This window comes from Maridesulfovibrio pacificus (SeqCode) (assembly GCF_048612815.1).
GTDB lineage: Bacteria > Desulfobacterota > Desulfovibrionia > Desulfovibrionales > Desulfovibrionaceae > Maridesulfovibrio > Maridesulfovibrio pacificus.
Genome location: NZ_JBLZNE010000002.1, coordinates 331,724 through 353,621, shown reverse-complemented (window position 1 = coordinate 353,621; position 21,898 = coordinate 331,724). Strand labels below are relative to the sequence as shown.

The 21,898-nt window shown below is 48.0% G+C and carries 22 protein-coding genes; 12 read left to right on the top strand and 10 right to left on the bottom strand.

Annotation, left to right across the window (positions count from 1 at the left end; genetic code table 11):
- Positions 1-51: 51 nt before the first annotated feature.
- Positions 52-816 (top strand): hypothetical protein, encoded by a 765-nt coding sequence (locus ACNI23_RS19025; protein WP_420250843.1) that lies wholly within the window; start codon positions 52-54, stop codon positions 814-816.
- Between the two features lie 85 nt (positions 817-901).
- Here the strand turns inward: ACNI23_RS19025 and rimK are convergent, their stop codons facing one another.
- Together rimK and ACNI23_RS19015 are read right to left on the bottom strand one after the other, a co-directional pair.
- A complete protein-coding gene (rimK, locus tag ACNI23_RS19020; protein WP_420250842.1) occupies positions 902-1,807 on the bottom strand; it encodes a 30S ribosomal protein S6--L-glutamate ligase in 906 nt (301 codons plus the stop codon).
- 18 nt (positions 1,808-1,825) lie between these two features.
- Complete coding sequence (locus ACNI23_RS19015) at positions 1,826-2,296, bottom strand: ATP-dependent zinc protease family protein (RefSeq protein ID WP_420250841.1); 471 nt, start codon at positions 2,294-2,296, stop codon at positions 1,826-1,828.
- Positions 2,297-2,554: 258 nt separating this feature from the next.
- Here ACNI23_RS19015 and ACNI23_RS19010 point away from each other — a divergent pair, with 258 nt between their 5' ends.
- The 9 genes from ACNI23_RS19010 (at position 2,555) to dxs (ending at position 12,623) form a co-directional block, all read left to right on the top strand.
- Positions 2,555-3,259 (top strand): phosphoadenosine phosphosulfate reductase family protein, encoded by a 705-nt coding sequence (locus tag ACNI23_RS19010; RefSeq protein WP_420250840.1) that lies wholly within the window; start codon positions 2,555-2,557, stop codon positions 3,257-3,259.
- Between the two features lie 125 nt (positions 3,260-3,384).
- On the top strand, positions 3,385-4,095 hold the full coding sequence (locus ACNI23_RS19005; RefSeq protein WP_420250839.1) for a uracil-DNA glycosylase: 711 nt from the start codon (positions 3,385-3,387) through the stop codon (positions 4,093-4,095).
- A gap of 149 nt (positions 4,096-4,244) precedes the next feature.
- Positions 4,245-5,321 (top strand): flavodoxin-dependent (E)-4-hydroxy-3-methylbut-2-enyl-diphosphate synthase, encoded by a 1,077-nt coding sequence (ispG, locus tag ACNI23_RS19000; RefSeq protein WP_420250838.1) that lies wholly within the window; start codon positions 4,245-4,247, stop codon positions 5,319-5,321.
- Positions 5,322-7,064 (top strand): proline--tRNA ligase, encoded by a 1,743-nt coding sequence (locus ACNI23_RS18995; RefSeq protein WP_420250837.1) that lies wholly within the window; start codon positions 5,322-5,324, stop codon positions 7,062-7,064.
- 52 nt (positions 7,065-7,116) lie between these two features.
- Positions 7,117-8,496: an exodeoxyribonuclease VII large subunit gene (gene xseA, locus ACNI23_RS18990; protein WP_420250836.1), complete on the top strand. Its 1,380-nt coding sequence runs from the start codon at positions 7,117-7,119 to the stop codon at positions 8,494-8,496.
- A 19-nt stretch (positions 8,497-8,515) separates the two neighbouring features.
- Entirely contained in the window at positions 8,516-9,415 is a 900-nt protein-coding gene (locus ACNI23_RS18985) for a M23 family metallopeptidase (RefSeq protein ID WP_420250835.1), read from the top strand.
- A 9-nt stretch (positions 9,416-9,424) separates the two neighbouring features.
- Complete coding sequence (locus ACNI23_RS18980) at positions 9,425-9,661, top strand: exodeoxyribonuclease VII small subunit (protein ID WP_420250834.1); 237 nt, start codon at positions 9,425-9,427, stop codon at positions 9,659-9,661.
- Positions 9,651-10,541, top strand: coding sequence for a polyprenyl synthetase family protein (locus ACNI23_RS18975; RefSeq protein WP_420250833.1), 891 nt, complete (start codon positions 9,651-9,653; stop codon positions 10,539-10,541). The genes ACNI23_RS18980 and ACNI23_RS18975 overlap by 11 nt, the downstream gene beginning before the upstream one ends.
- 162 nt (positions 10,542-10,703) lie before the next feature.
- Complete coding sequence (gene dxs, locus ACNI23_RS18970) at positions 10,704-12,623, top strand: 1-deoxy-D-xylulose-5-phosphate synthase (RefSeq protein ID WP_420250832.1); 1,920 nt, start codon at positions 10,704-10,706, stop codon at positions 12,621-12,623.
- Positions 12,624-12,705: 82 nt separating this feature from the next.
- On the opposite strand, the gene ACNI23_RS18965 is transcribed toward dxs, so the two are convergent.
- The 4 genes from ACNI23_RS18965 to ACNI23_RS18950 all read right to left on the bottom strand — a co-directional run bounded on the left by ACNI23_RS18965 (position 12,706) and on the right by ACNI23_RS18950 (position 16,614).
- The gene (locus ACNI23_RS18965) at positions 12,706-13,344 is read right to left on the bottom strand and encodes a hypothetical protein (protein ID WP_420250831.1); all 639 of its coding nucleotides are present in this window, start codon (positions 13,342-13,344) and stop codon (positions 12,706-12,708) included.
- Between the two features lie 80 nt (positions 13,345-13,424).
- On the bottom strand, positions 13,425-13,940 hold the full coding sequence (locus tag ACNI23_RS18960; RefSeq protein ID WP_420250830.1) for a hypothetical protein: 516 nt from the start codon (positions 13,938-13,940) through the stop codon (positions 13,425-13,427).
- A 166-nt stretch (positions 13,941-14,106) separates the two neighbouring features.
- Complete coding sequence (locus ACNI23_RS18955; protein WP_420250829.1) at positions 14,107-15,789, bottom strand: long-chain-fatty-acid--CoA ligase; 1,683 nt, start codon at positions 15,787-15,789, stop codon at positions 14,107-14,109.
- A gap of 186 nt (positions 15,790-15,975) precedes the next feature.
- Positions 15,976-16,614: a hypothetical protein gene (locus ACNI23_RS18950; protein ID WP_420250828.1), complete on the bottom strand. Its 639-nt coding sequence runs from the start codon at positions 16,612-16,614 to the stop codon at positions 15,976-15,978.
- Positions 16,615-16,846: 232 nt separating this feature from the next.
- On the opposite strand from ACNI23_RS18950, the gene ACNI23_RS18945 reads away from it, so the two are divergent.
- Positions 16,847-17,800 (top strand): chemotaxis protein, encoded by a 954-nt coding sequence (locus tag ACNI23_RS18945; protein ID WP_420250827.1) that lies wholly within the window; start codon positions 16,847-16,849, stop codon positions 17,798-17,800.
- Positions 17,801-17,858: 58 nt separating this feature from the next.
- Here the strand turns inward: ACNI23_RS18945 and ACNI23_RS18940 are convergent, their stop codons facing one another.
- Both ACNI23_RS18940 and ACNI23_RS18935 read right to left on the bottom strand, forming a co-directional pair.
- A complete protein-coding gene (locus ACNI23_RS18940) occupies positions 17,859-18,137 on the bottom strand; it encodes a hypothetical protein (protein WP_420250826.1) in 279 nt (92 codons plus the stop codon).
- A gap of 15 nt (positions 18,138-18,152) precedes the next feature.
- Positions 18,153-19,142: an NAD(P)H-dependent glycerol-3-phosphate dehydrogenase gene (locus ACNI23_RS18935; protein WP_420250825.1), complete on the bottom strand. Its 990-nt coding sequence runs from the start codon at positions 19,140-19,142 to the stop codon at positions 18,153-18,155.
- Between the two features lie 189 nt (positions 19,143-19,331).
- On the opposite strand from ACNI23_RS18935, the gene lpdD reads away from it, so the two are divergent.
- Complete coding sequence (gene lpdD, locus ACNI23_RS18930) at positions 19,332-19,700, top strand: prenylated flavin chaperone LpdD (protein ID WP_420250824.1); 369 nt, start codon at positions 19,332-19,334, stop codon at positions 19,698-19,700.
- A 45-nt stretch (positions 19,701-19,745) separates the two neighbouring features.
- Here lpdD and rhtB read toward each other — a convergent pair whose 3' ends face one another.
- Both rhtB and ACNI23_RS18920 read right to left on the bottom strand, forming a co-directional pair.
- Complete coding sequence (gene rhtB / locus ACNI23_RS18925) at positions 19,746-20,372, bottom strand: homoserine/homoserine lactone efflux protein (protein WP_420250823.1); 627 nt, start codon at positions 20,370-20,372, stop codon at positions 19,746-19,748.
- Positions 20,373-20,532: 160 nt separating this feature from the next.
- Positions 20,533-21,885, bottom strand: coding sequence for a multiheme c-type cytochrome (locus tag ACNI23_RS18920; RefSeq protein ID WP_420250822.1), 1,353 nt, complete (start codon positions 21,883-21,885; stop codon positions 20,533-20,535).
- Positions 21,886-21,898: the final 13 nt, after the last annotated feature.

Sequence of the window (21,898 nt, the reverse complement as noted above, 5' to 3'; positions counted from 1 at the left end):
AGTTGCAGCCAGGTTTTTGCCGCAGAACTTACTTCTTTGCCGGCTGCGGTTATGAAATCAAATTTATCACTATATGAAGCGTTCATATCGGAAAAGGGGGGAGATCCGCTCAGGATAACCAATTTCGTTTCGCCCAATTCCAACCGGGTCGTTGTCGACATGGTCCTTATTCAGCAGGCACTGGCTCTTGGAGGCCTTAAGAACCCGTTGGAATTTTACGCAATGCCCAATCCTGCTCGAGCAGAAGCGGAGGTCAAGGTTGGCAGGGCTGTTATTTTAGGGTTTGAGACATGGTCAATCAATTTCGATGATAGTATGTATATGAGCGATGAGATTATAGGGCCTGGTGAGTTTGTTAAAGTTGTAGTGGGGCGAGCTGATAATGAGAGATTAATGCACGTTCGTACTCTCAACGGGTTACGAAAATTCTCAGCTATAACCGGGCATCGCTGGCCCATCGATCAGAAGACCCTTATGAATATGGGAATCTCAAAGATTATGCCAGTGGCCCGATATAATCTTCAGATTGCAATGTTGCAAAAGCAGCGTGCTGATTTCGGTTTAATGGAATACCCCAACGCAAAAAATGACCTTCCTGAAGATTTGGCTGTTGTGCCGGGAATAGTTGTAGGGCTGGATGGCTCACGGCATTTTATGGTTTCTAAATCGCATCGTGATGGATATTGGGTGTTTAAGGCTCTAAATAAGGGGCTTGCCCAACTTAAAGAACAGGGAGTCTTCCGCAAGGCATATATTGAATGCGGATTTATTTCACCAAAGCTGGATTCATGGAAAAAGCTTAATCCTGAGCAATGATGGAAGCCAGAAATAATTACACTGAATAAAAAAAAGACCTGCTTCTAAAAAGAGGCAGGTCTTTGAGTATAATATATGTGGAATGCTAGCCTTTACCTTTCGTCTTGGTCTTTCCGGGCTGAGCATTCTTTTCAATGTAGTCGATGAGTTTTCCGGCCACATCGATATCTGTGGTTTTTTCTATTCCTTCAAGTCCGGGAGAAGAGTTTACTTCCATGACTACCGGACCGTGGTTTGAACGTAGGATATCCACCCCGCAGAATCCCAGTCCCATGATCTTGGCACTGCGAACTGCGGTGGAACGCTCTTCAGGTGTAATTTTTACCTGAGATGCGGAGCCTCCCTGATGAAGGTTGGAACGGAAATCTCCTTCACGTCCCTGTCTTTTCATGGAAGCGATAACCTTGCCTCCGACTACGAGGCAGCGGATGTCCGAACCGGATGCTTCGGAGATAAATTCCTGTACAAGTATGTTCGCCTCAAGACCTTTGAATGCCTCAATGATACTGGCTGCGGTGTTTCTGGTTTCCGCAAGCACAACTCCCTTGCCCTGTGTTCCTTCCAGCAGTTTGATAACCAGCGGAGCGCCGCCCACAATATCAATCAGGTCTTCTGTGTACTGGGTTGAGTGCGCAAATGCAGTTACAGGAAGTCCGATACCTTTACGGGCCAGAAGCTGCAAACTGCGGAGTTTATCGCGTGAGCGGGTGATGGCTACTGATTCGTTGACACAATAAACACCCATCATTTCGAACTGGCGGACTACCGCACAGCCGTAAAATGTAATGGATGCGCCGATGCGCGGAATGATTGCATCAAATCCCTCAAGTTTTTCACCCTTATACAGAATACTGGGATTGTGAGATGTGATGTTCATATAGCAGCGCAGGGGGTTGATTACCCGCACTTCATGTCCACGAGCAATACAGGCTTCTACAAGTGAATTAGTAGAGTATAGTTCCCGTTTACGAGAAAGGATGCCGATTTTCATTCGTGCCTCCCAAAATTTTTATTTGTAAAATTCAGCAGCGTGCTTTCTGCCCAGCAGGTAAGATCCGGCTGGATCAACAATTAACCGTTCTTCCATGGCTGATCTACCCAAAAGCATCCTAAATCTCATGGAATCACGGTTGGTCAGGGTAAGTTCAATATCCCAACTCATGTTACCCATAACGATGTTTGAACTGATCACAGGCCGTTCTTCGCTTATGCCTCCTGAATTGGTGACTGTGCGAAAGCCAATAACCGGGGCTTCACAGAAGATCTCAATGTCGGTACGTTTCTGGATTGGATGGATGCCAAACCGAATCCACTTTTGACCGTCACGTTCAAAAATATCCTGCTGGAAAGAATGAAGGCAGGAAGTTTTCGCCCCGGTATCAGTTTTAAATTTGATAGCCGGAATATTTAATTGCGGGAAAGCTCCCCATTCCCTCCAGCCGATGACCGTCTTTCCCTGTATGGTTTCAGGACAGTTCATGAGCTGCTCCTTGAGTATGAATTATCTAGAAAAATGAAGCATGACGCAGGATATTCAAGATTAACCGAGTATATCTGCTCTCGAAGTGAAATCATGCTTATATTTATAGCGAGGTAGGGCATATAGTCCTCAGCTACGAAATGCAAGTAAAAAAAGCAAGCTGTGTAATTTATGGCATTTGAATTCCCAATCAGGCCCGGCTTGCAAAAAGACGCGTTTCAGGCAACAAGGGAACCACTTTTGTTAAGGAGTCTACTATTGACAGGAATAAATGCAACCTCACCGCTTGACGATAAAGTGGCTCACAGTGCCGGCCTTATGTCCGGCATGCTGGAAATGTATCCGCCGGAACGGATTGCCGTGGCTTGGACCGGGGGTAAGGATTCCACTGTAGTGCTGGCCCTTTGGCGAGAGGTTCTTAAGAATATAGGTAAGGAAGCATCGTTGGTGCTGGTGCCGCAGGCTTTGTCCATTGATACCGGGATAAAGTTTCCTGAAGTGATAGCTTTTCGGGACCGCATTGCTTTGCAATGGGGAGTTGATGTTAAGGTTATCCGGCCTGATGTGGACTTTTCCATTTATCCCGTTGCTGAGAATCCGGTGAAGTGTTGCGCTGATCTTAAGATCAAGCCTTTGCAGAAAGCTATAGAAGAATTTGAAATCGACCTGCTTATTACGGGAATTCGTCGTGATGAACATCCCAGCAGGGCAGGGCGCAGGTTTATGGAAGTGCGCGACGATCCGGACCATACTTTACTTAATCCGATCCTCGAATGGACTGAGATGGATGTCTGGTCTTTTATCACTATGCACCAGATTCCGCATTGTGAACTTTATGATCAAGGCTACCGTTCACTTGGATGCAAACCCTGCACCACTAAAGGTGGCAATACTGAACGTGATGGTCGCAGTGCAGAAAAAGAACGCAATTTGGAACAGCTTACTTCCATGGGATATTTTTAAAAGACAGTTATGATGCGCTTTGCGCTTTTGATATTTGATTTCGCCTCCGGCGGCCAAAGGAGCTAAGCCCCTTTGGAATCCCTAATAGGGGCTTGGGGTTTTAAAAGTTAAAGAGAGATAGATTTATGAGAGTTAATTTTTGTTTGTCCAGTTATGATGTTCATGAATCCTGGCGTGGTTTTTTTACTCTTCCGAGGATGATGGAATTGGATCGCATCAGTTCTTCCATTGGTAAGGATTTTACACCTAATGCTGATAAAGTCCTGCGTTTCTGCGAGACAGATCTTTCTAATATGAAAGTCGTGATTCTTGGTCAGGACCCTTATCCCCAGATGGGTGTTGCTACAGGCAGGGCCTTTGAGGTTGGAGATATCAAGACATGGACGGAGCTCAAACGCAATGCTTCATTGGTCAATATCCTTAAGCTCTTGCATAAGAACTATCTTCAGGCTGAGGATGTTGAAGGTATCGCTAAGATCAGAACCGATATTGAATCCGGTAAATTCCCGGTTCTGCCTCCGAAAAAACTTTTCAACCATCTTGAAGAAGAGGGCGTTCTTTTCATGAACACCGCTTTGACCTGCCAGCTTGAGAATCCCGGCAGTCATACTGAAATCTGGCGAGATTTCTCCTCTGCTCTTTTGCAGTATATTCAGCAAAAAAATGCATCAGCAAAATGGTTGCTCTGGGGTAAGGATGCTCAGGAATTTGCCTCCTTCGTACCTGAGGCACAGAAGAAGACCAGCTACCACCCGCGTCTGTTCAATAAGACTCCCGGCTCCTTCCTCGGTGAAAACCATTTCGTCGATTGCCCCGAAATTAACTGGGTTAAATAAGTTTTAACCAATCTAATTTATTGTTTGGCACAACTTTGCTATGCCCAGACGCCCGAAAAAGCGAGCCTTGGCTCTTATAACAATATGTATTATGCTTCCGCGCACGTTATTTTTATATTAGCTGCCAAACTGAATAAATCAGGTGAAAAATGATCAATAGAAAAAAGACCCGTGAGCTGTTCATCGGGGATGTCGGTATTGGTGGAGACAACCCGATCAGGGTTCAGTCCATGTGCAACACCGACACCCGTGACGCCCTTTCCACCCGGGCACAGATTGACGCACTGGCTGAAGCCGGATGCGAAATCGTGCGTGTTGCCGTGCCGGACGAAGAAGCTGCTAAAGCCCTACCGCAGATCCGCAAGGGATCCCCGGTCCCGCTGGTGGCAGACATTCATTTCGACTACCGTCTGGCTCTTGCCGCTATTGATGCCGGAATTGATGCCCTGCGCATAAACCCCGGTAACATCGGAGGCGAGGATAAGGTCGATTCCGTGGTCTCTGCTGCCAAGGAACGTAATGTCCCCATCCGTATCGGCGTTAACGGCGGTTCGCTGGACAAAGCATTGCTTGCCAAGTATGGCGGTCCGACCCCTCAGGCAATGGTTGAAAGTGCGCTGGAACACGTGGCTCTGCTGGAAAAGAGAAATTTCTACAATACCAAGATTTCCCTGAAGTCTTCATCTGTACTGAACACTATCGCCGCTTACAAATTGCTGGCTGAAAAGGTGGATTACCCGCAACACGTGGGTATTACCGAGGCCGGAACACTGGTGCGCGGCGCAGTCAAATCTTCCGTAGGGCTGGGTATTCTGTTCTGGGAAGGTCTTGGCGATACCATGCGCGTTTCCCTGACCCATGATCCGGTGGCGGAAGTTGGCGTTGCTTGGGAAATTCTGCGCTCACTTGGATTGCGTGAACGCGGCCCTGAGATTGTTTCCTGCCCCACCTGCGGACGGACCGAGATAGAACTTATTGATCTGGCTCAAAAGGTGGAAGAGAACCTGCGCGGTGTTGAAGATGTATTCACTGTTGCGGTTATGGGCTGCGTGGTTAACGGTCCCGGAGAGGCCCGCGAAGCTGACATCGGCATTGCCGGAGGCCGTGGACTGGGTATCATCTTCCGCAAGGGCGAAGTAATCCGCAAAGTTAAGGGCGATGAAAATCTGCTGCCTGAATTTATGAAAGAAATCGAATTATTTCTGAAAGAAAAGAGAGGACAATAAATGCGTTTAAGCCGTTACTATATTCCCACATTAAAAGAAGACCCTTCTGAAGCGGAAGTGGTTTCCCATAAACTGCTCATGCGTGCGGGTATGATCCGCAAGCTGACCAGCGGTATTTACAACTACCTGCCGCTGGGTCTTAAGTCCGTGAACAAGGTTGCCGCCATCGTGCGCGAGGAAATGAACCGTGCGGGTGCTTTGGAAGTGCTTATGCCTATGGTTCAGCCCGGGGACCTCTGGCAGGAAACCGGACGCTGGGATTACTACGGCAAGGAACTGCTTCGCGTTAAAGACCGTCACGGCCGTGATTACTGCCTCGGACCCACCCACGAAGAAGTCATTACCGACCTCGTGCGCGGCGAAGTAAAATCCTACAAGCAGCTTCCTCTCAATCTGTATCAGATTCAGACTAAATTCCGTGATGAAATCCGTCCCCGCTTCGGCCTGATGCGCGGTCGTGAATTCATCATGAAGGATGCATATTCCTTTGATAAAGATGAAGCCGGTGCAGAAGAATCCTATCGCGGAATGTTCGAGGCTTACAAGAAAGCTTTCTCCCGTATCGGACTGAATTTCCGTCCCGTTCAGGCTGATTCCGGTGCTATCGGCGGTGATTTTTCTCACGAGTTCCATGTGCTGGCCGATACCGGTGAAGATACCATTGCGGTCTGCAAGGACGAAAAATGCGGTTATGCTGCAAACCTTGAAAAAGCAAAGGTTGCTGCTCCCACCGGCGAAAGCATGCTTAATGCTGAATGTCCTGCAATTGAAGAAGTCGCCACTCCCGGTAAACACACCGTGGAAGAAGTTTGCGAATTCCTCGGCGTAGATCAGGATAAGCTGGTTAAGACCCTGCTTTTCACTGTTGACGGCGAGCCTGTTGCAGCCCTTGTCCGTGGTGATCGTGAACTCAATGACGTTAAACTGCGCAACCTCGTTGGCGGTAACGAAATTGAAATGGCAACCGAGGAGCAGGTCAAGGAATGGACCGGAGCACCTGTTGGTTTTGCCGGTCCCGTCGGTCTTAAGATCGAGCGAATTTTTGCTGATCATGAATTGCTGGCCGCAACCGACTGGATTGCCGGTGCCAACAAGGGTGACACCCACATCAAGCATCTTTCCCTTGGTCGTGACTGCAAGATTGAGCAGTTCGCTGACCTGCGTGTGATCACCGAAGCTGATCCCTGCCCCGAGTGCGGCGCGGCTATCGAGTTCACCAAGGGTATTGAAGTCGGTCATGTTTTCAAACTCGGCTCCAAGTACTCCAAGTCCATGGAAGCCACTTTCCTCGATGAAAACGGCAAGACCCAGCCGATGGTCATGGGTTGTTACGGTATCGGTGTTTCCCGTATTGTTGCTTCCGCAATTGAGCAGAACAATGATGAAAACGGTGCTATCTTCCCCCCGACCATCGCGCCTTTCGAACTCTGCGTGATCTCCCTCGGCGGTAAGGACGAAGCTGTTAATGAAAAAGCTGAAGAGCTTTACAATGAACTCATGGAAATGGGCATTGACGCAGCTTATGATGACCGCAAGGAACGTCCGGGAGTTAAATTCGCCGATGCAGACCTGATCGGTTATCCCATGCAGCTGGTTATCGGCGGCAAGGGTCTCAAGAACGGTATTGTTGAAGCCAAGAACCGTAAAACCGGTGAAAAAATTGAACTGCCCCTCGAAGGTTTCACTGAAGCTTTCAAAACATGGCGTGCCGAAATCTGGCAGTCATGGGGACTTGAAGCATAAATTGAAAGTAAAGCTGGCTGCTGCATATGTAGCAGCCAGCTTTGAATAATATATGAAGATATTTTCTGTAACTGACATTACCCGCGCTGTTAAGGATGTTCTGGAAACGGAATTTCCGTTTATCTGGGTGCGGGGACAGGTTACGAACTTGGCCCGGCCTGCGTCCGGGCACATTTATTTTACGCTCACTGATGGGGATGCGGGCTTATCCGTGGTCTGGTTCAAAGGTAACCAGCGTACGGGGGGAGCCGATGGTGAAGATTCCATTAATCCGTTGACCGGGGAAATTGAATCCGGTGGTCCGCTGGAACTTGAAGACGGCATGGAAATACTCTGTGCCGGACACATGAATGTCTATCCCCCGCGTGGAGTGTATCAGCTTGTTGCCGAATTAGTGCAGGAGCAGGGCGTTGGTGATCTGAAGCTTGCCTTCGAAGCCATGAAACGCAAGCTGGCTGAAAAAGGATATTTCGATGAAGACCGCAAGATGGAAATCCCCCGTTCACCCAAACGGGTGGCAGTGGTTACCGCTCCCTCGGGGGCTGCGGTCCGGGATTTCCTGAAGATTGCCGAAACTCGCGGCACCGGAGCGGAGATCAGGATTTATCCTACACTGGTGCAGGGCGACCTTGCTCCGGGACAGATAGCACAGGCCCTTGATGCTGTTTATGATGACGGCTGGGCTGAAGTTGTGGTGCTCATCCGTGGCGGTGGTTCGCTGGAAGATCTGTGGGCCTTTAATACCGAACAGGTTGCGGATGCGCTTTTTAGAGCCACTGTTCCGGTGGTTTGCGGGGTGGGGCATGAAGTTGATGTTTCCATTGCCGACTACGTTGCGGATAAGCGGGTGGCGACCCCCAGCCATGCGGCGCAGGAACTCTGGCCCCGGCGTGAGATTTTGATGCAGACAGTGGACGAACTGGACGGTTCACTTGTTCGTAGTTTTGATATTTTTCTGAATGTGCGTGAATCCCGGCTGGAAACCCTTCAAAAGGGGCTTAGCTGGTTATCTCCCGCACAACGTATTGAACGGCTGCTGACTTCCTTTGCTGAGGAATCTGAACGGCTGGACCGTGCTGCCGGGAAATTTGTGAGCGCAAAATCAGATGCGGTTGCAGCTTTGTCTCACCGTTTGTCTTTTGCCTTTGGCGAAGAACGGATTGAACGCATGGAGAATGATTTCTCCGGTTTGCAGAGCAGATTGTCCCGTGCTGCAGATATATTTTTGAAAGATAAGCTGGCTGAATATGAAAATGCAGCCACTTCATTGCGCATGCTGGACCCGGAAAGTCCGCTGGAACGTGGATATTCCCTCGTGACTGTGGAAAAGAGCGGAACATTCCTGCGCAGTCCGGATGAGGTTGCAGACGGAGATGCTATCCGTGTACGTGTAAAATCCGGTGAAGTCAGGGCAAGAGTTACATCTGAATAATTTGTGGAGATTACTGAAAATGAATGGATACAAACAATTTCGCATCGCTCTTTTGACCCTGTTTATGCTTCTGCTCTGCGCCTCCACTGCGCTGGCTTCAGTCTTTCTGGCTTACCCCAAAAGGGTCGGCCTTGGTGAGCCGTTTTTGGTTCGAGTGACATCCGATACACCGCTGGAGTCTGTTTCCATTAAATGGAAAGGCAAAAGCGTAAAGCCCGAAATCCGCAATTGGAAAGGGCGTTCCGTTGCGCTGGCAATGTTCGGCACAGATGTCCTTTCTGATAAAATAGGTCGGGACAAGCTGGTTATTAAAACTGTATCCGAAGGCAAAGAGCGTACTTTCGGGCGAACCGTTAAGGTTAATAAGAAAAAGTATCGCATCCAGCGGTTGACCCTGCCCGAAAAAATGGTCACCCCGCCCAAAGAAGTCTTCGATAAAATTGCACAGGACCGTAAGGAAGTTGCTGCCGCCAAGGCAGCGATGAGCCCTGAACGCAAGTGGTATGTACCTTTTACGCGTCCGACCAAGGGTTCGCAGTCCAGTCCCTACGGTGCTCAGCGGATATTGAACGGTAAGCCTAAGAATCCGCATCGAGGTCTTGATTTTCGTGGAGCCAAAGGTAATGCCATCAAGGCTATGGCGGACGGCAAGGTAGTACTGGTAGGTAATCACTACTATGCTGGAAATTCAGTTTATATTGATCACGGCAGCGGGGTGGTCACTATGTATTTCCATCTTTCACGGATAGATGTTAAGGAAGGCGAATCAGTGGAACGCGGTCAGCTTATCGGCGGCATCGGTTCCACCGGAAGGGTCACCGGACCGCACCTGCATATGAGTGTATCTGTGCAGGGTAAACTTGTTGACCCTGCTTATGTTCTCTATAAAACAACCGACCAGTTGCTCGGTATTAAATAAATTTTATTTATGAAAAATAAAACATTTGAAGACCGTCTTGACCGCTTGAAGGCGATAGTGTCAGCCCTTGAAAAGGGCGATCTACCACTTGAGGAAGGTGTGGCCCTGTTTAAAGAAGGGCAGACTCTTTCCAAGGAATGCGCCACACAGCTGGAAAAGGCCCGTAATGAAGTTAAAATAGTCACTGGCGGCGAAGTTGAAGACTTTGACGTTGAGACAGAAGAGGATACAGCGGATGACAGTTAAAGAAAAACTCGCAGTGCATGCTGCGGATGTTGAAAAATATTTGGGTGAATGTCTTAAGGGTATGGGGATTCCTGAGAATCTTCTTGAATCCATGGAATACAGCCTTATGGCTGGAGGCAAGCGCCTGCGCCCCGTGCTTGTTTTGGTCTGGGCTCAAATGCTCGGTGCCAAGAAAGAGGCGGTCATGCCTTTTGCTGCCAGCCTTGAGATGATTCATACCTATTCGCTGATCCATGATGACCTTCCGGCTATGGATGACGATGACCTGCGTCGCGGCAAGCCTTCGAACCATAAAAAGTTTGACGAAGCTACTGCGATTCTCGCAGGTGATGGCCTGCTCACCGAAGCTTTCGGTTTCATGGCTAAAGCTGACGCGCCTGCTGAATATGTGGTTGAAGCCATTTCATTGATGGCGAAATCCGCAGGCAGTCCGGGCATGGTCGGCGGTCAGGTTGTGGACATGAGCTACACCGGTCGTGATGGTGTTACCCTTGATGAGCTCAAGGTAATGCATTCCATGAAAACTGGTGCTCTTATTCTTTCTGCTTGTAAATCAGGCGCAATTCTGGCTAAAGGAGCAGGAGCGTCTGAAGATGATGTCAGACGAGCAGAAGAATATGGAAGACTCATAGGCGTTGCATTTCAGATCGTGGACGATGTTCTGGATGTTGTCGGCGATGAAGAAACCCTCGGCAAGCCTGTGGGTAGCGATATCGAGCAGGGTAAGTCCACTTACCCCAGCCTGATCGGACTTGATGAAAGCAAGGAACTGGCTCGCAAATATGTTGATGAGGCAGTTGAATTGCTTTCACCGTATTCTGGTGAAGAAGCCGAGTTCCTCGCAGAGCTGGCCCGCTATATAGTGGACCGGGTTTACTAGGACAAAGTTAAGTTCGGCTAGGAATAAATTTTTTATACGTTATGAAGTTAACAGCGTTAAGCAGTGTGCGCCAAGCAGTGGATTCCAGAGGGAGTTGGGGAGTTTGCTGTTACGCTGCTTAAGTTTACAGATATTGAAACCAGTGGTGAGGTTCATTGGAATATGAGTAAAAATGATTCTTCCTGCGGATGCGGCAAATATGAGCTTCTGCAGAAAATAAATAATCCTGCGCAGGTTCAGGAACTGAGTGACGAGCAGTTGACTCAGCTTGCTGAAGAACTGCGTCAGTGTATCATAAATACCGTTTCCGTGGGCGGTGGGCACCTTGCTCCTTCTCTCGGAGTGATTGAACTGACTTTGGCGTTGTTCAAGTGTTTCAATCTTGATCATGACCGTCTGGTCTGGGACGTGGGTCATCAGGCCTATGCCCATAAAATTTTGACCGGACGCTACAACGAATTTCATACATTACGTCAGAAAGACGGGATCAGCGGATTTCCGCGGATGGCGGAAAACACCTATGACCATTTCGGCGTAGGACATTCCAGTACCTCTATTTCCGCAGCTCTCGGTATGGCTGTAGCCAGTGATCTTGAAGGGGATAACCGTAACTGTGTGGCAGTTATCGGTGACGGCTCCATGACAGCCGGACAGGCTTTTGAGGGTCTGAACCAGGCCGGTGGCATGAAGCGTAAGATGGTTGTTATTCTCAATGATAACGAAATGTCCATCTCCACTAACGTGGGCGCTCTTTCTGCGTTCCTTAGCCGCAAGCTTTCCCATCCGGTAATGAACCGTTTCAAGAAGGACTTTGAGTCCATCTTGAAGCAGATTCCCAAAATCGGTGATGACTTGGCCATGTACGCCAAGCGTGGTGAGGATTCTTTTAAGAGTTTCTTCACTCCCGGAATGCTTTTCGAGTCCCTTGATTTCACGTACCTCGGCCCCATTGACGGTCATAATCTGAATGAGCTGGTGGATGTTCTGGAACAGGTTAAGAAAATGGACGGCCCGGTGCTGGTCCATGTCCTGACCAAGAAAGGCAAGGGGTATACCCCGGCAGAAGACAACCCCACCTATTTTCACGGCGTGGGCAGTTTTGAGCCGGAAACAGGCCGTGCCAAGAAGTTCAAGGGTGGACTGCCTTCCTATACTGAAGTTTTCGGTAATACCCTCTGTAACCTGGCGGAAAAGGATGACAAGATTGTTGCCATTACTGCCGCCATGCCAGAAGGGACCGGGACCGATAAATTCCGTGAGCGGTTCCCTGATCGCTTCGTGGATGTAGGTATCTGTGAGCAGCATGCGGTGACCTTTGCCGCAGGGCTGGCGACCTTAGGTTTTAAACCTGCGGTAGCAATCTACTCCACCTTCCTGCAGAGATCCTATGATCAGGTGGTACATGATGTCTGTTTGCAGAATTTGAATGTGAATTTCTTCCTTGACCGTGGTGGATTGGTCGGAGCCGATGGTGCGACCCATCACGGCGTATTCGACATGTCCTACATGCGCCATATTCCGAATTTGATTTTTATGGCTCCCAAGGATGAAGCAGAACTTTCCCGTATGGTCAGAACTGCCATTGATTTTGACGGTCCTGCTGCGGTTCGTTATCCGCGCGGTGTCGGTATCGGGGCAATCCTTGAAGAGACACCCAGTACTCTCCAAATCGGTGAAGGTGAGCTGCTGCGTGACGGTTTTGACGGAGTAGTCATCACTGTCGGCTCTAGGGTCTGGCCCGCAGTGGAAGCTGTAGAAGCGATTGATGAAGAATTCGGCAAGGCTGTTGCGGTCTTCAACGCCCGCTTTATCAAGCCGCTGCCTGAAAAACAGATTCTGGAACTGGCTTCTCGCTTCAAGAAGATCCTCATCGTGGAAGAGAATGCCAAGGCCGGCGGTTTCAGTTCTGCAGTAGTCGAACTTCTGGTGGACAACAATGCCATCGATGGGCACGAGATCAAGCGTCTCGGTATCCCTGATGAGTTCATCGAGCACGGAACCCAGCTTGAGCTTCGCAATGAGCTTGGCATTGATACCGCTGGTATGAAAAAAGCCATGGTCGAGATGCTTGGACTGGATTAATTACTCAGTTCTTATTTCATATAAAAAGTAAAGGGTTAGTCTCATATGAGACTAACCCTTTTTTGCTGGTTTGCGTAATAAATTAATTTTTGCTCAAAGCATCTGAAATTACCGGTGAGTTGATGATCTTGGTCAGCTGTTCCTCCAGTGCCTGCGGAACAACTTTCATGGCATGAGCGGGGGGATTCACCATGCTGCCGCCGAGTTCGTCTTCACCTTGCAGGGTTGTCTCTGTTAATTTTTTGCCGGATTCGTTGTAAACAGTAGCCCTGAAATCATAGTGCATGGCTACGCTGTACATTGTGTCTGATTTCCAATTGAGGATAGATACGAGCATGGAACGGCTTTTCTTTTCAGCAGACAACTTTGCTACAGCTGTTTCAGTCTTTGTCAGGGGAGAAATGCTAACTTTGCTTACTTTGTAACCCTGTTTCTCCATTCCGGCAGCAAGGGCATTTAAAATGTCTTCGGCAAGCGGATTGCCACTCAGGGTTGTTACGTCAAACGGGTTACCGAACCCTCCGCGTTGGAGACCAACAAAATTTTGAGTTTTATCACCATCGACTACATAAGCACGGGCATCCTGAACACCTAAGGCAACTTCATTATTAGACGAATGAGAAACTTCAGGAACGGCATTAGCCAGATCGTATTTGTTTCCTACAGCGCAGCCGGTGAGTGTTACTAACGATAAAATGCAAATTAAAAATAGTTTTTTCATAATGATATTCCGAAAGCAGGTTAGAAGTTTTTACGATTTTGGCTGCTTGTATATTATCGGAATAATAAAATCTACTTTTTTTAAATTTTTAGCAGGATCAGCCCGTCTTCGGATGGAAGTTCTTTCGGTGCATTCTCCTTCAGATATTTCAGTACTTGGGAAGATTCAACCACAACGCCTTTTTTCAGCAGGGTCTGTCCTGCCTCCTGCGCAATTAGGTTGAAGAGCTTGAGATAAATCTTGGCCTCTCCTGAATTGACTGTCTCGGAAGCTTTGGCGCTGATGTCAGAGCGGAATGCACCGATTGGGGTATCCCGGCACATGGCGATACCGCTGATTCCCGGCAGGGCACCGGAAAGCGATACTTCGTCCCCGTCCTTGATCTTTACACCGTCAATATCATCTACAGGGGAACCGTTCACGAAAATGGCCCGAACCCTTGTTTCGGCATAGTCCGGACTGAGTCCGATTTCATCAACCATGAATTGCCGAACACTCAGGCCGGAAGTAGTATGGATAAATACTCCCTTTTGCAGCAGGGTGATTGTTCCGGGAATTCCTTTTTGCATAGTTACGGTCTTGAAAGTATCGGGCACGGCAGTCCTCACAAAATGAATGTTTAATTGTGCTTGTTTTGGCATATTTAGTTGTAATTATTGATAAATATGCGCCGTAATTAATTGGCTGTCAAACGGCTGAATAAAAAAGCCTGCCTGTAATCATTACAGGCAGGCTTTAGTTGCTGATATATTTTGAAATAAACTATTTCATTTTTTTCTTCTGGGCTTCCTCTTCACGAAGGGCTCGACGAAGAACTTTACCAACCATGGTTTTGGGCAGTTCACTGCGGAATTCAACCTGTCTGGGGACTTTATAGCCGGCCAGCTTGTCACGGCAATAAGCAATGACCTCGGCACGGTCCATGCTCAGGCCTTCTTTCAACACGATATAGACCTTGATGATCTCACCACGTGTTTTGTGGGGTAATCCTACAGTAACAGCTTCCTTAATCTTTGGGTGTTTGTAGAGAACTTCATCCACTTCGCGGGGGTAGATGTTATAGCCGCTGGAGATGATCATATCTTTCTTGCGGTCCACGATGTAGAAGTAACCTTCCTCATCCATGTAGGCGATATCTCCGGTGTAGAGCCAGCCGTTGCGCAGGGTACCCGCAGTTTCATCCGGCTTGTTGTAGTAGCCTTTCATTACCTGCGGTCCTCGGATAACAAGCTCACCCATTTTTCCCGGAGGAAGTTGAACGCTGCCCACTTCCATATCTACAATTGCAGCATCAGTGGAAGGCAAAGGCATGCCGATGGAACCGGGCTTTTTCTTGCCTCTCAGCGGATTGAGGTGAGTTACCGGAGAAGCCTCGGTCAGCCCGAATCCTTCAACAATGGTTGCTCCGAAAACTTCCTTGAATTGCTTGATTCCCTCTACCGGCATGGGAGAGGAACCGGACAGACAGTATTTGACTGACTTTACATCGTATTTCTCAACTTCCTTTTGCTGGAGCAGGGAAATGTAAAGTGCCGGGGCTCCCGGGAAAAGGGTCGGCTTCAGCTTGTGCATGGTTTTGAGCACATCCAGAGGCACATAGCGCGGGAATGGAACCATGGTTGCACCGAGCAAAGTCGGGAAGTTCAGGCAGACAGTCAGGCCGTAGATATGGAAATAGGGCAGGATACCCATTACAATTTCTTTATCACCGCCAAGTCTGTTGAGCATGGCGTGGCATTGCTGAACGTTTGCACCGAGGTTTGCGTGGGTCAGGTTGCAACCTTTGGAGAGACCGGTGGTTCCGCCTGTGTATTGCAGCAGGGCAGTGTCTTCCGGTCTGATATTCTGTGCGCTGTAGCGTTCTTTGCCTTTACGAAGGATATCCCATTTGAGGATTGAGGAGTCGTTGTAAGGAACTTTGGGGGAATCTTTTTCCCGCATGCACTTCAATTTGTAGAGGCTGTTCAGTGGAAATTTGAGTGTGTCGGAAATTCTGGTGACCAGATATTTACGGACTGAGAGTTTGTCGCGCAGTTTTTCGATTTTGGACCAGAGCAGATCAATGGTGATCAGCATTTTTGCCCCTGAATCGCTGAGCTGGTGAACTATCTCGGTCTCCATGTAGAGCGGGTTGGTCAGGGTGACGACGGCTCCGGCTTTGAGAATTGCAAAGTAGGTCATGATCATCTGCGGGGTATTGGGCAGCATGATAGCGATCCGGTCTCCCGGTTCAATGCCCAGCTTGCGCAGGTTCGCAGCCATTATTTCAACTTCGCGTTGCAGCTTGCCATAGGTTATTGACCAGTTCTGGAATTCGATGGCCTTGCGTTTCGGCCATTTCTCGGCTGTGAGGTCCAGATATTCAAATAACGGGCGATACACAAAATTTACGGTCTGAGGCACATCCGGATCATAGTGATCCAGCCACGGGCGATTAATCTCCACTCCTTACCTTCCCTTATTCCTTAATCCAAAATCTTGAATTTTAATTCTTTTTTTCAAGAAATTGGCTGCTTTTCAAAAATTAGATTGCAGCACAACTTTCTCATCCCCCCGCACAGAGGATTCCGCTTCCCTTTGAGAGGGGCGAGTATATTGATCTGTTTAGATTCTTGCAAGTTTGTAAGTTTCTTAATTACGGGCGGATTTTGAAAAAACGTCCAGAAGGTATGCAGAAAGTGCCTGATTGGCTCCCTGTCCGCATTTAGAAAAGGGGCAGCCCAGTTCGTAGGGAACTTCCATGGGGCGCGGGGTGCCATGGTAGACTACGGAATCACGTCCGGCCTTTGATTCTTTGACCAGAATCTGCATGGTAATGAAACATGTGTTGGGACCACTGCGGATACGTTGTATTTCAGGGGTCCATTCATTAATCAGCACGGGGTATTCTGCGAAAAATGGATCACCGTAGAAACCATTGTTTGCAAATCCGACCCGTTGGGACTCCCCGGCGGCGGCAAGTTTAGGGGAAATTGAACCGATGCGGGCTTCAATCAGGTAATTGGCATTTCCATCAGGATCGTAGCTGTAGCCGATTCCTTCAAGGGATTGAATCAGGTTCTGTTCAATAGGCACCACACCTGATTCAACTTTATTAGGAAGTCCGTTGCCCTTGAGGTCGAAAAGCACAACCTGAACATTAAAAGATCCTGGGGTAGGGTTAAAAACTGTTATGGGAACGGTCGGCTTGGTTTCATGAGCGGCGCAGCCATACAAAAAAATGAACAAACAGAGACAAAAGAGTTTTACAAGGCTGATTTTTTTTAACATAACTACCCCTTTAGTTGTATTTTCGATCTTCTGTATAAGTTGTATATCAATACGTATGTCCTAGCAATAACAAGGCGTATTGTTTGACCTGACGTTTTTCGAAGAGCAATAACAAGTGTCTTTATTCTTAAAAAAAAGGTAATAGCTTGAAATAGTACGTGCAGGCATCTACAATAGAAGTCTATGCGGAGATCTGGTAGAATTAGGGATTGATTTTTGAGGGAGTCACCATATGCGGGATAATGAAATATTACTGGATACCGGGACTAACGAGTTCGAAATTATTGAGTTTTTTATCGATGAGGTTGACGGTGGTGCTGATGATCGTGACTATTTCGGTATAAACGTGGCAAAAGTGCTTGAAGTTGTTGAAGCTCCTGATGGCCTTGAGGCTGCTGAAGGTGCTCCGCATCCCAGTTATCTGGGTACCATGTCTCTGCGTGATATAATTCTTCCGGTTATTGATCTGGCGGTCTGGCTTGGTATCGAGCGTAAGGAGTCTGATTACGAACTGATTGTGGTTACCGAGATAAACAACGTAATCACAGGGTTTCTTGTGACCGGGGTAACCCAGATTCATCGGATAGGCTGGGGAGACCTTAAGACCCCCAACAAGTACATCGCGGACCTTGATACCAACTGCATTACCGGCACAGTGCATCTTGATGAGCGTTTTGTACTCATGATCGATCTTGAGCGAATTTTGGGTGAACTTGATCCTGAAATGGCTGAGCGAAGTGACGGTAATATCTATACCGCCCCGGAAAAGATGACCGCTGTTTTGGTGGACGACTCTGTTTCAGTTCGTGCTCTGCTTAATAAAAATTTTGAATCCGCCAACTTTGAGGTCAAGCTCTACACCAACGGTCAGGAAGCTCTGGAAGCACTTAAAGAAATAAATGCTGAAGCCAAAGAAAGCGGCGGATCAGTTGGTAATGTGATTGATATTGTCGTTTCAGATATTGAGATGCCCCAGATGGACGGCTATACACTGACTAGAAATATTAAGGAGCATGCAGACCTTTCCTGCCTGCCGGTAATTCTTTTTTCTTCTTTAATAACAAAAGGTCTTTACCATAAGGGTGAAGCAGTCAAAGCGGATGATCAGATTACCAAACCGGAATTTAACGAACTTACCGGCCGGGCCATAAGCCTGATTGAAAAGTATAGGGCTAAGCGGCAGTAGTTTCAGTTTCCGATCAAAAGCAAAAATCCCCTTCGTAGTTCTACGAAGGGGATTTTAATTATTTTTTGATCCAGCCGCGCCTTTTCATGCATTTTTCAAATGTAGTTTCGTAGGCATAGTTCTCGGAAAACTCGGCTTCGTAAGTGGTCGGTTCCGGTGGTGCGTCATCTGTCTGCGCTCCAACTGGAACATTCTGCTGATTCTGATTTTCGCAGAATTCCCGGTCGCGTTTGAAAATTTCCTTTTCCTTGGCCGGGTCGGAAATATTTGGGTTGTGCCAAGAACCGCATCCACCGAGCATCAACAAGGCCGCAGTCAGCAAAAGAATTTTTTTCATTCGAAACTCCTTAAGTTATTCCGCCTTGAGATCGCGGTTCATCAGATCGCAAACAGCAGTGGCGGGATCTTTGTCTTCATATAGAATTTTGTAAACCTGTTCGGTTATCGGCAGCTCTACGCCCAGTTTTTTTGCGAGAAAGTAAACTGATTCGGTTGTTTTTACTCCCTCGGCCACCATGCGCATTTTCAGGATTTCACTCAGTTTCATTCCCTGGCCGAGCTTTAAACCGACCTGTCTGTTACGGGAAAGGTCACCGGTACAGGTAAGTACAAGGTCGCCCATGCCGGAAAGCCCCATGAATGTGGAAGCTTGCGCGCCCATGGCTTCACCCAGTCTGCTCATTTCAGCAATCCCACGGGTGATCAGGGCTGCACGTGTGTTATGCCCGAATTTCAATCCGTCTGCCATACCTGCGGCAATCGCCATGATATTTTTAATGGCACCGCCCAGTTCTACTCCCCGGTAGTCCGGGTTGGTATAGATACGCAAATACGGGGTAGAGAAAATATCCTGCACCTCTGCGGCCAGTTTCTCGTCTTCGCAGCCGAGCACGATTGATGTCGGAAGTTCAGCACTCAGCTCATAAGCAAAGGTGGGGCCTGATAGGTGGGCAAATCTTGGATTTAAACCTTCCAATGATTCATATACCACCTGTGACATGGGTGCTCCGGTGTTCAACTCAATACCTTTGCTGGCGCAGATAACTGCAGGATTCTGCGGAAAGTACTGCTTCATATCCGCAAGAGCACTGCGCAGGAATTGGCTTGGTACCACAAGAAGGAAGTAATCTGCGCCCTCCATAATCTGCTGAGGATCACTGCTGCATTTGAGGTCCGGGGAAAGTTTGAAATCAGGAAGAAATACGGAGTTATACCCGGTGTTGCTTATTTCATCACAAAGCTCTTGTTCGCGGACCCAGAGGTGAGTGTTATGTCCTTTCTTGGCCAGAGTATTTGCAAGGGTGGTTCCCCATGCTCCTGCTCCGATTACTGCTATTTTCATCTATTATCTCCTTGGCAGTTGTAATCAGCGTGAATTTAAAATCGATTTTAAGTTACCTCCCACAGGAAAATTTGGCAACCTGTTCAAAAATGAAAGGGGTTTATCGATAATGAAAAAGAAAAATTGCGTGGATAGGGGCAGACGTATATCCTTATGTTGTTTTAGGAATTTTTAGAAAAGGACAGTCTTATGATCCGAATTGAAAAAACAACTGCCCGCTTTACCTTAATCATGACCATCGAGCGGATGGGCAAAGATTTCAATGTAAGCTTTTACGGCGGAGATGAACCGCATATAGGTGCTGTTGCCTTGGCTGTCCCGCATGCCGGATTGAGTGATCCTGCGAAAGTCGACAGCTCTGTTTCCCTTCTGACCGTTTGTGGACATAAAGAGGATGAGTTGGCCCGGAAAATTTCATATGCGCTGGCGACAACTTTTAATTGCACTGTCGCAGTAGCTTGCGGAATTCATATAGATAGTGCCACACCGCAGGAGATCAAAGACGTGCTTGAAGCGGCAGATAAGATGTTGGCTCAAATGGTGAGTGAGTTGTCCTAATTAATCAGTAGACAATGTTTATGGAAGGGCATTTTTCCCCTCTTGTTATGATGTCTTTTTAGCCGTAGCAAGAGCTAGTCCGGCACCCATAAAGAGAGTCCCGAAGATACGGTTTTGTACGAGAACTCTTTTAGGGGTGGTGAAGAAATTGCGGGCGGTTCCGGCTACGCACATGTATCCGATCATGACAAGAGTGTCGACCAAAAGAGTTGTAGCACCTAATACTAGATATTGCATCAAGGCTGGGGCTGTCGGGTCGATGAACTGCGGAAGAAAGGCAGCAAGAAAGATAATTGATTTAGGGTTGCTCAGATTAATCATCGTTCCGGTTTTAAAAAGGGAAGCAGCTGAAGTTTCATGGATTAAGTCGTTCTCCTGTGGCAGTACAGCCTGTTCTCGCCATTTTTTTATACCCAGCCATACTAGGTAGCCGGCTCCGGCATATTTTAGAGCTTCAAAAAAGAAGACGGAGGAAGCAAGTAGTGCCCCAAGGCCCGCAGCCACGCAGATCAAGTGGATAAGTAGTGCAAGCTGAAGTCCGGCTACCATGCATAAAGTTTTATTTGTTCCATACTTCATTGAAGTACTCATGGATACAACTGCTCCAGCCCCCGGTGAAATGCTAAAGATGATGGAAACAGCAATAAAAGATATCCATATGGTAAACGACATGGGCGGCATCCTCTTAAATAGGTAATATTTTGATGATCGGCTGAGCGCTGTATACATTTTTTTTATTACTTTTAAAAGCTGCGGACAGGCACTGAAATAAGAAAAAGCCCCCGAACTTATGTCCGGGGGCAGCGTGCATTCTTATTACAATCAAATCGGCTTAGATAGGACCGGTACTCATCACATGAGACAGTTCCTCGATCTTATTGTTCTTAATACGGTATTCGTAGAGTTTTTCCATGTCCTTATAAATCTGGAAGACCTGGAAGAAACCGTGCCAGTGTGAATAGTCAGGACCATTCATTGCGGTACCGTGACGTGCACGACGACCTGCATGGTGCCAGAGATAGTATTCCAGTTCCTGGAATCCATCGTTCCAAGGATCGTCCTTGATCAGGAGGCCCTTGTCAGCAAGTTCCTTCTTCATCTTCACAGCGCCGTCCCAGTATGCATTGTAGAGCTCTACAGCGCCGTCAAGAACTTTGCGCTGAGCGTCGGTGTGGGTTTTGCCGTGGCAGTTGGCGCAGACTTTACGCATGAGCTTATCGCCCTTTTCGCCATCGCCGCGTTCACCACTGCGGATAACGCTCTTCTTATGCATGAGATCCCACTTCAGACGTTCGTTGACGTTGTGGGTGGTATTGAGTTCGCCAATACCGGACATGTGGCAGACAGCACAGGTAGGTGCTTCATAGTCACCGGGCTGCCATGTGTCGGGAGCACTGTCCCATTTCCATTCTTCGCCGTGAGCCTCAAAGAACTGACCATGTTTGGATTCTTCGTAAATCTCTTTCTGCGGATGGTCGGGACCGAGGTGACAGGCACCACAAGCTGCGGGCTTGCGTGCTTCTTCGATGGAGAACTGGTGTCTGGTGTGGCAGACAGTACAGGTTCCGATGGAACCATCGGGATAACGGGTCCCTACGCCACCGGGCCAGGTAAGGTTGATAGGCTTGTTGTCCGGACCGAGTTCAACCTTGGTACCGTGACAAACCTGACAACCGGATGCGCGGGAAGAAATACTCGGTAATGAGCCTTCCTTCACACCCATGAAGATGCCACCTTCATAGTAGTACATCAGTTTTTGGAAGTTTTTGTTGTCGATGACCGGAGCACCTGCAAGCTTTGCATGACCACTCTTAAGGAACTGGTCAACTTCTTGCGGGTGGCAGCGGGAGCAAGTTTTTGATGACACCATAGGTGAAATGTAAATGTTTGATCCCTTAATGCCTTCACACTGGCTCGCCATTGGTGAGCTTTTCTCCACAACGTGGCAGTCGTAACAGGAAACGGTGGCGTGCGCCATTTTGCCCATTTTCCAGTTTTCAACGATTCCGGGTGTCTTTTTAGCGTGACACTCAATGCAGCTAGTAGCTTCTTGGGAAAATCCCCTTTTCACAACCAGTTCTTTCGGTGCGAGGTTAGGGAAAGGTGCGTCTGCGGCAAAACATACTGCTGCAGACATCACGATTGCCATTGCAATCGTCATAACTTTAACCATCTGTTTCAACATGATTACCCCCAGT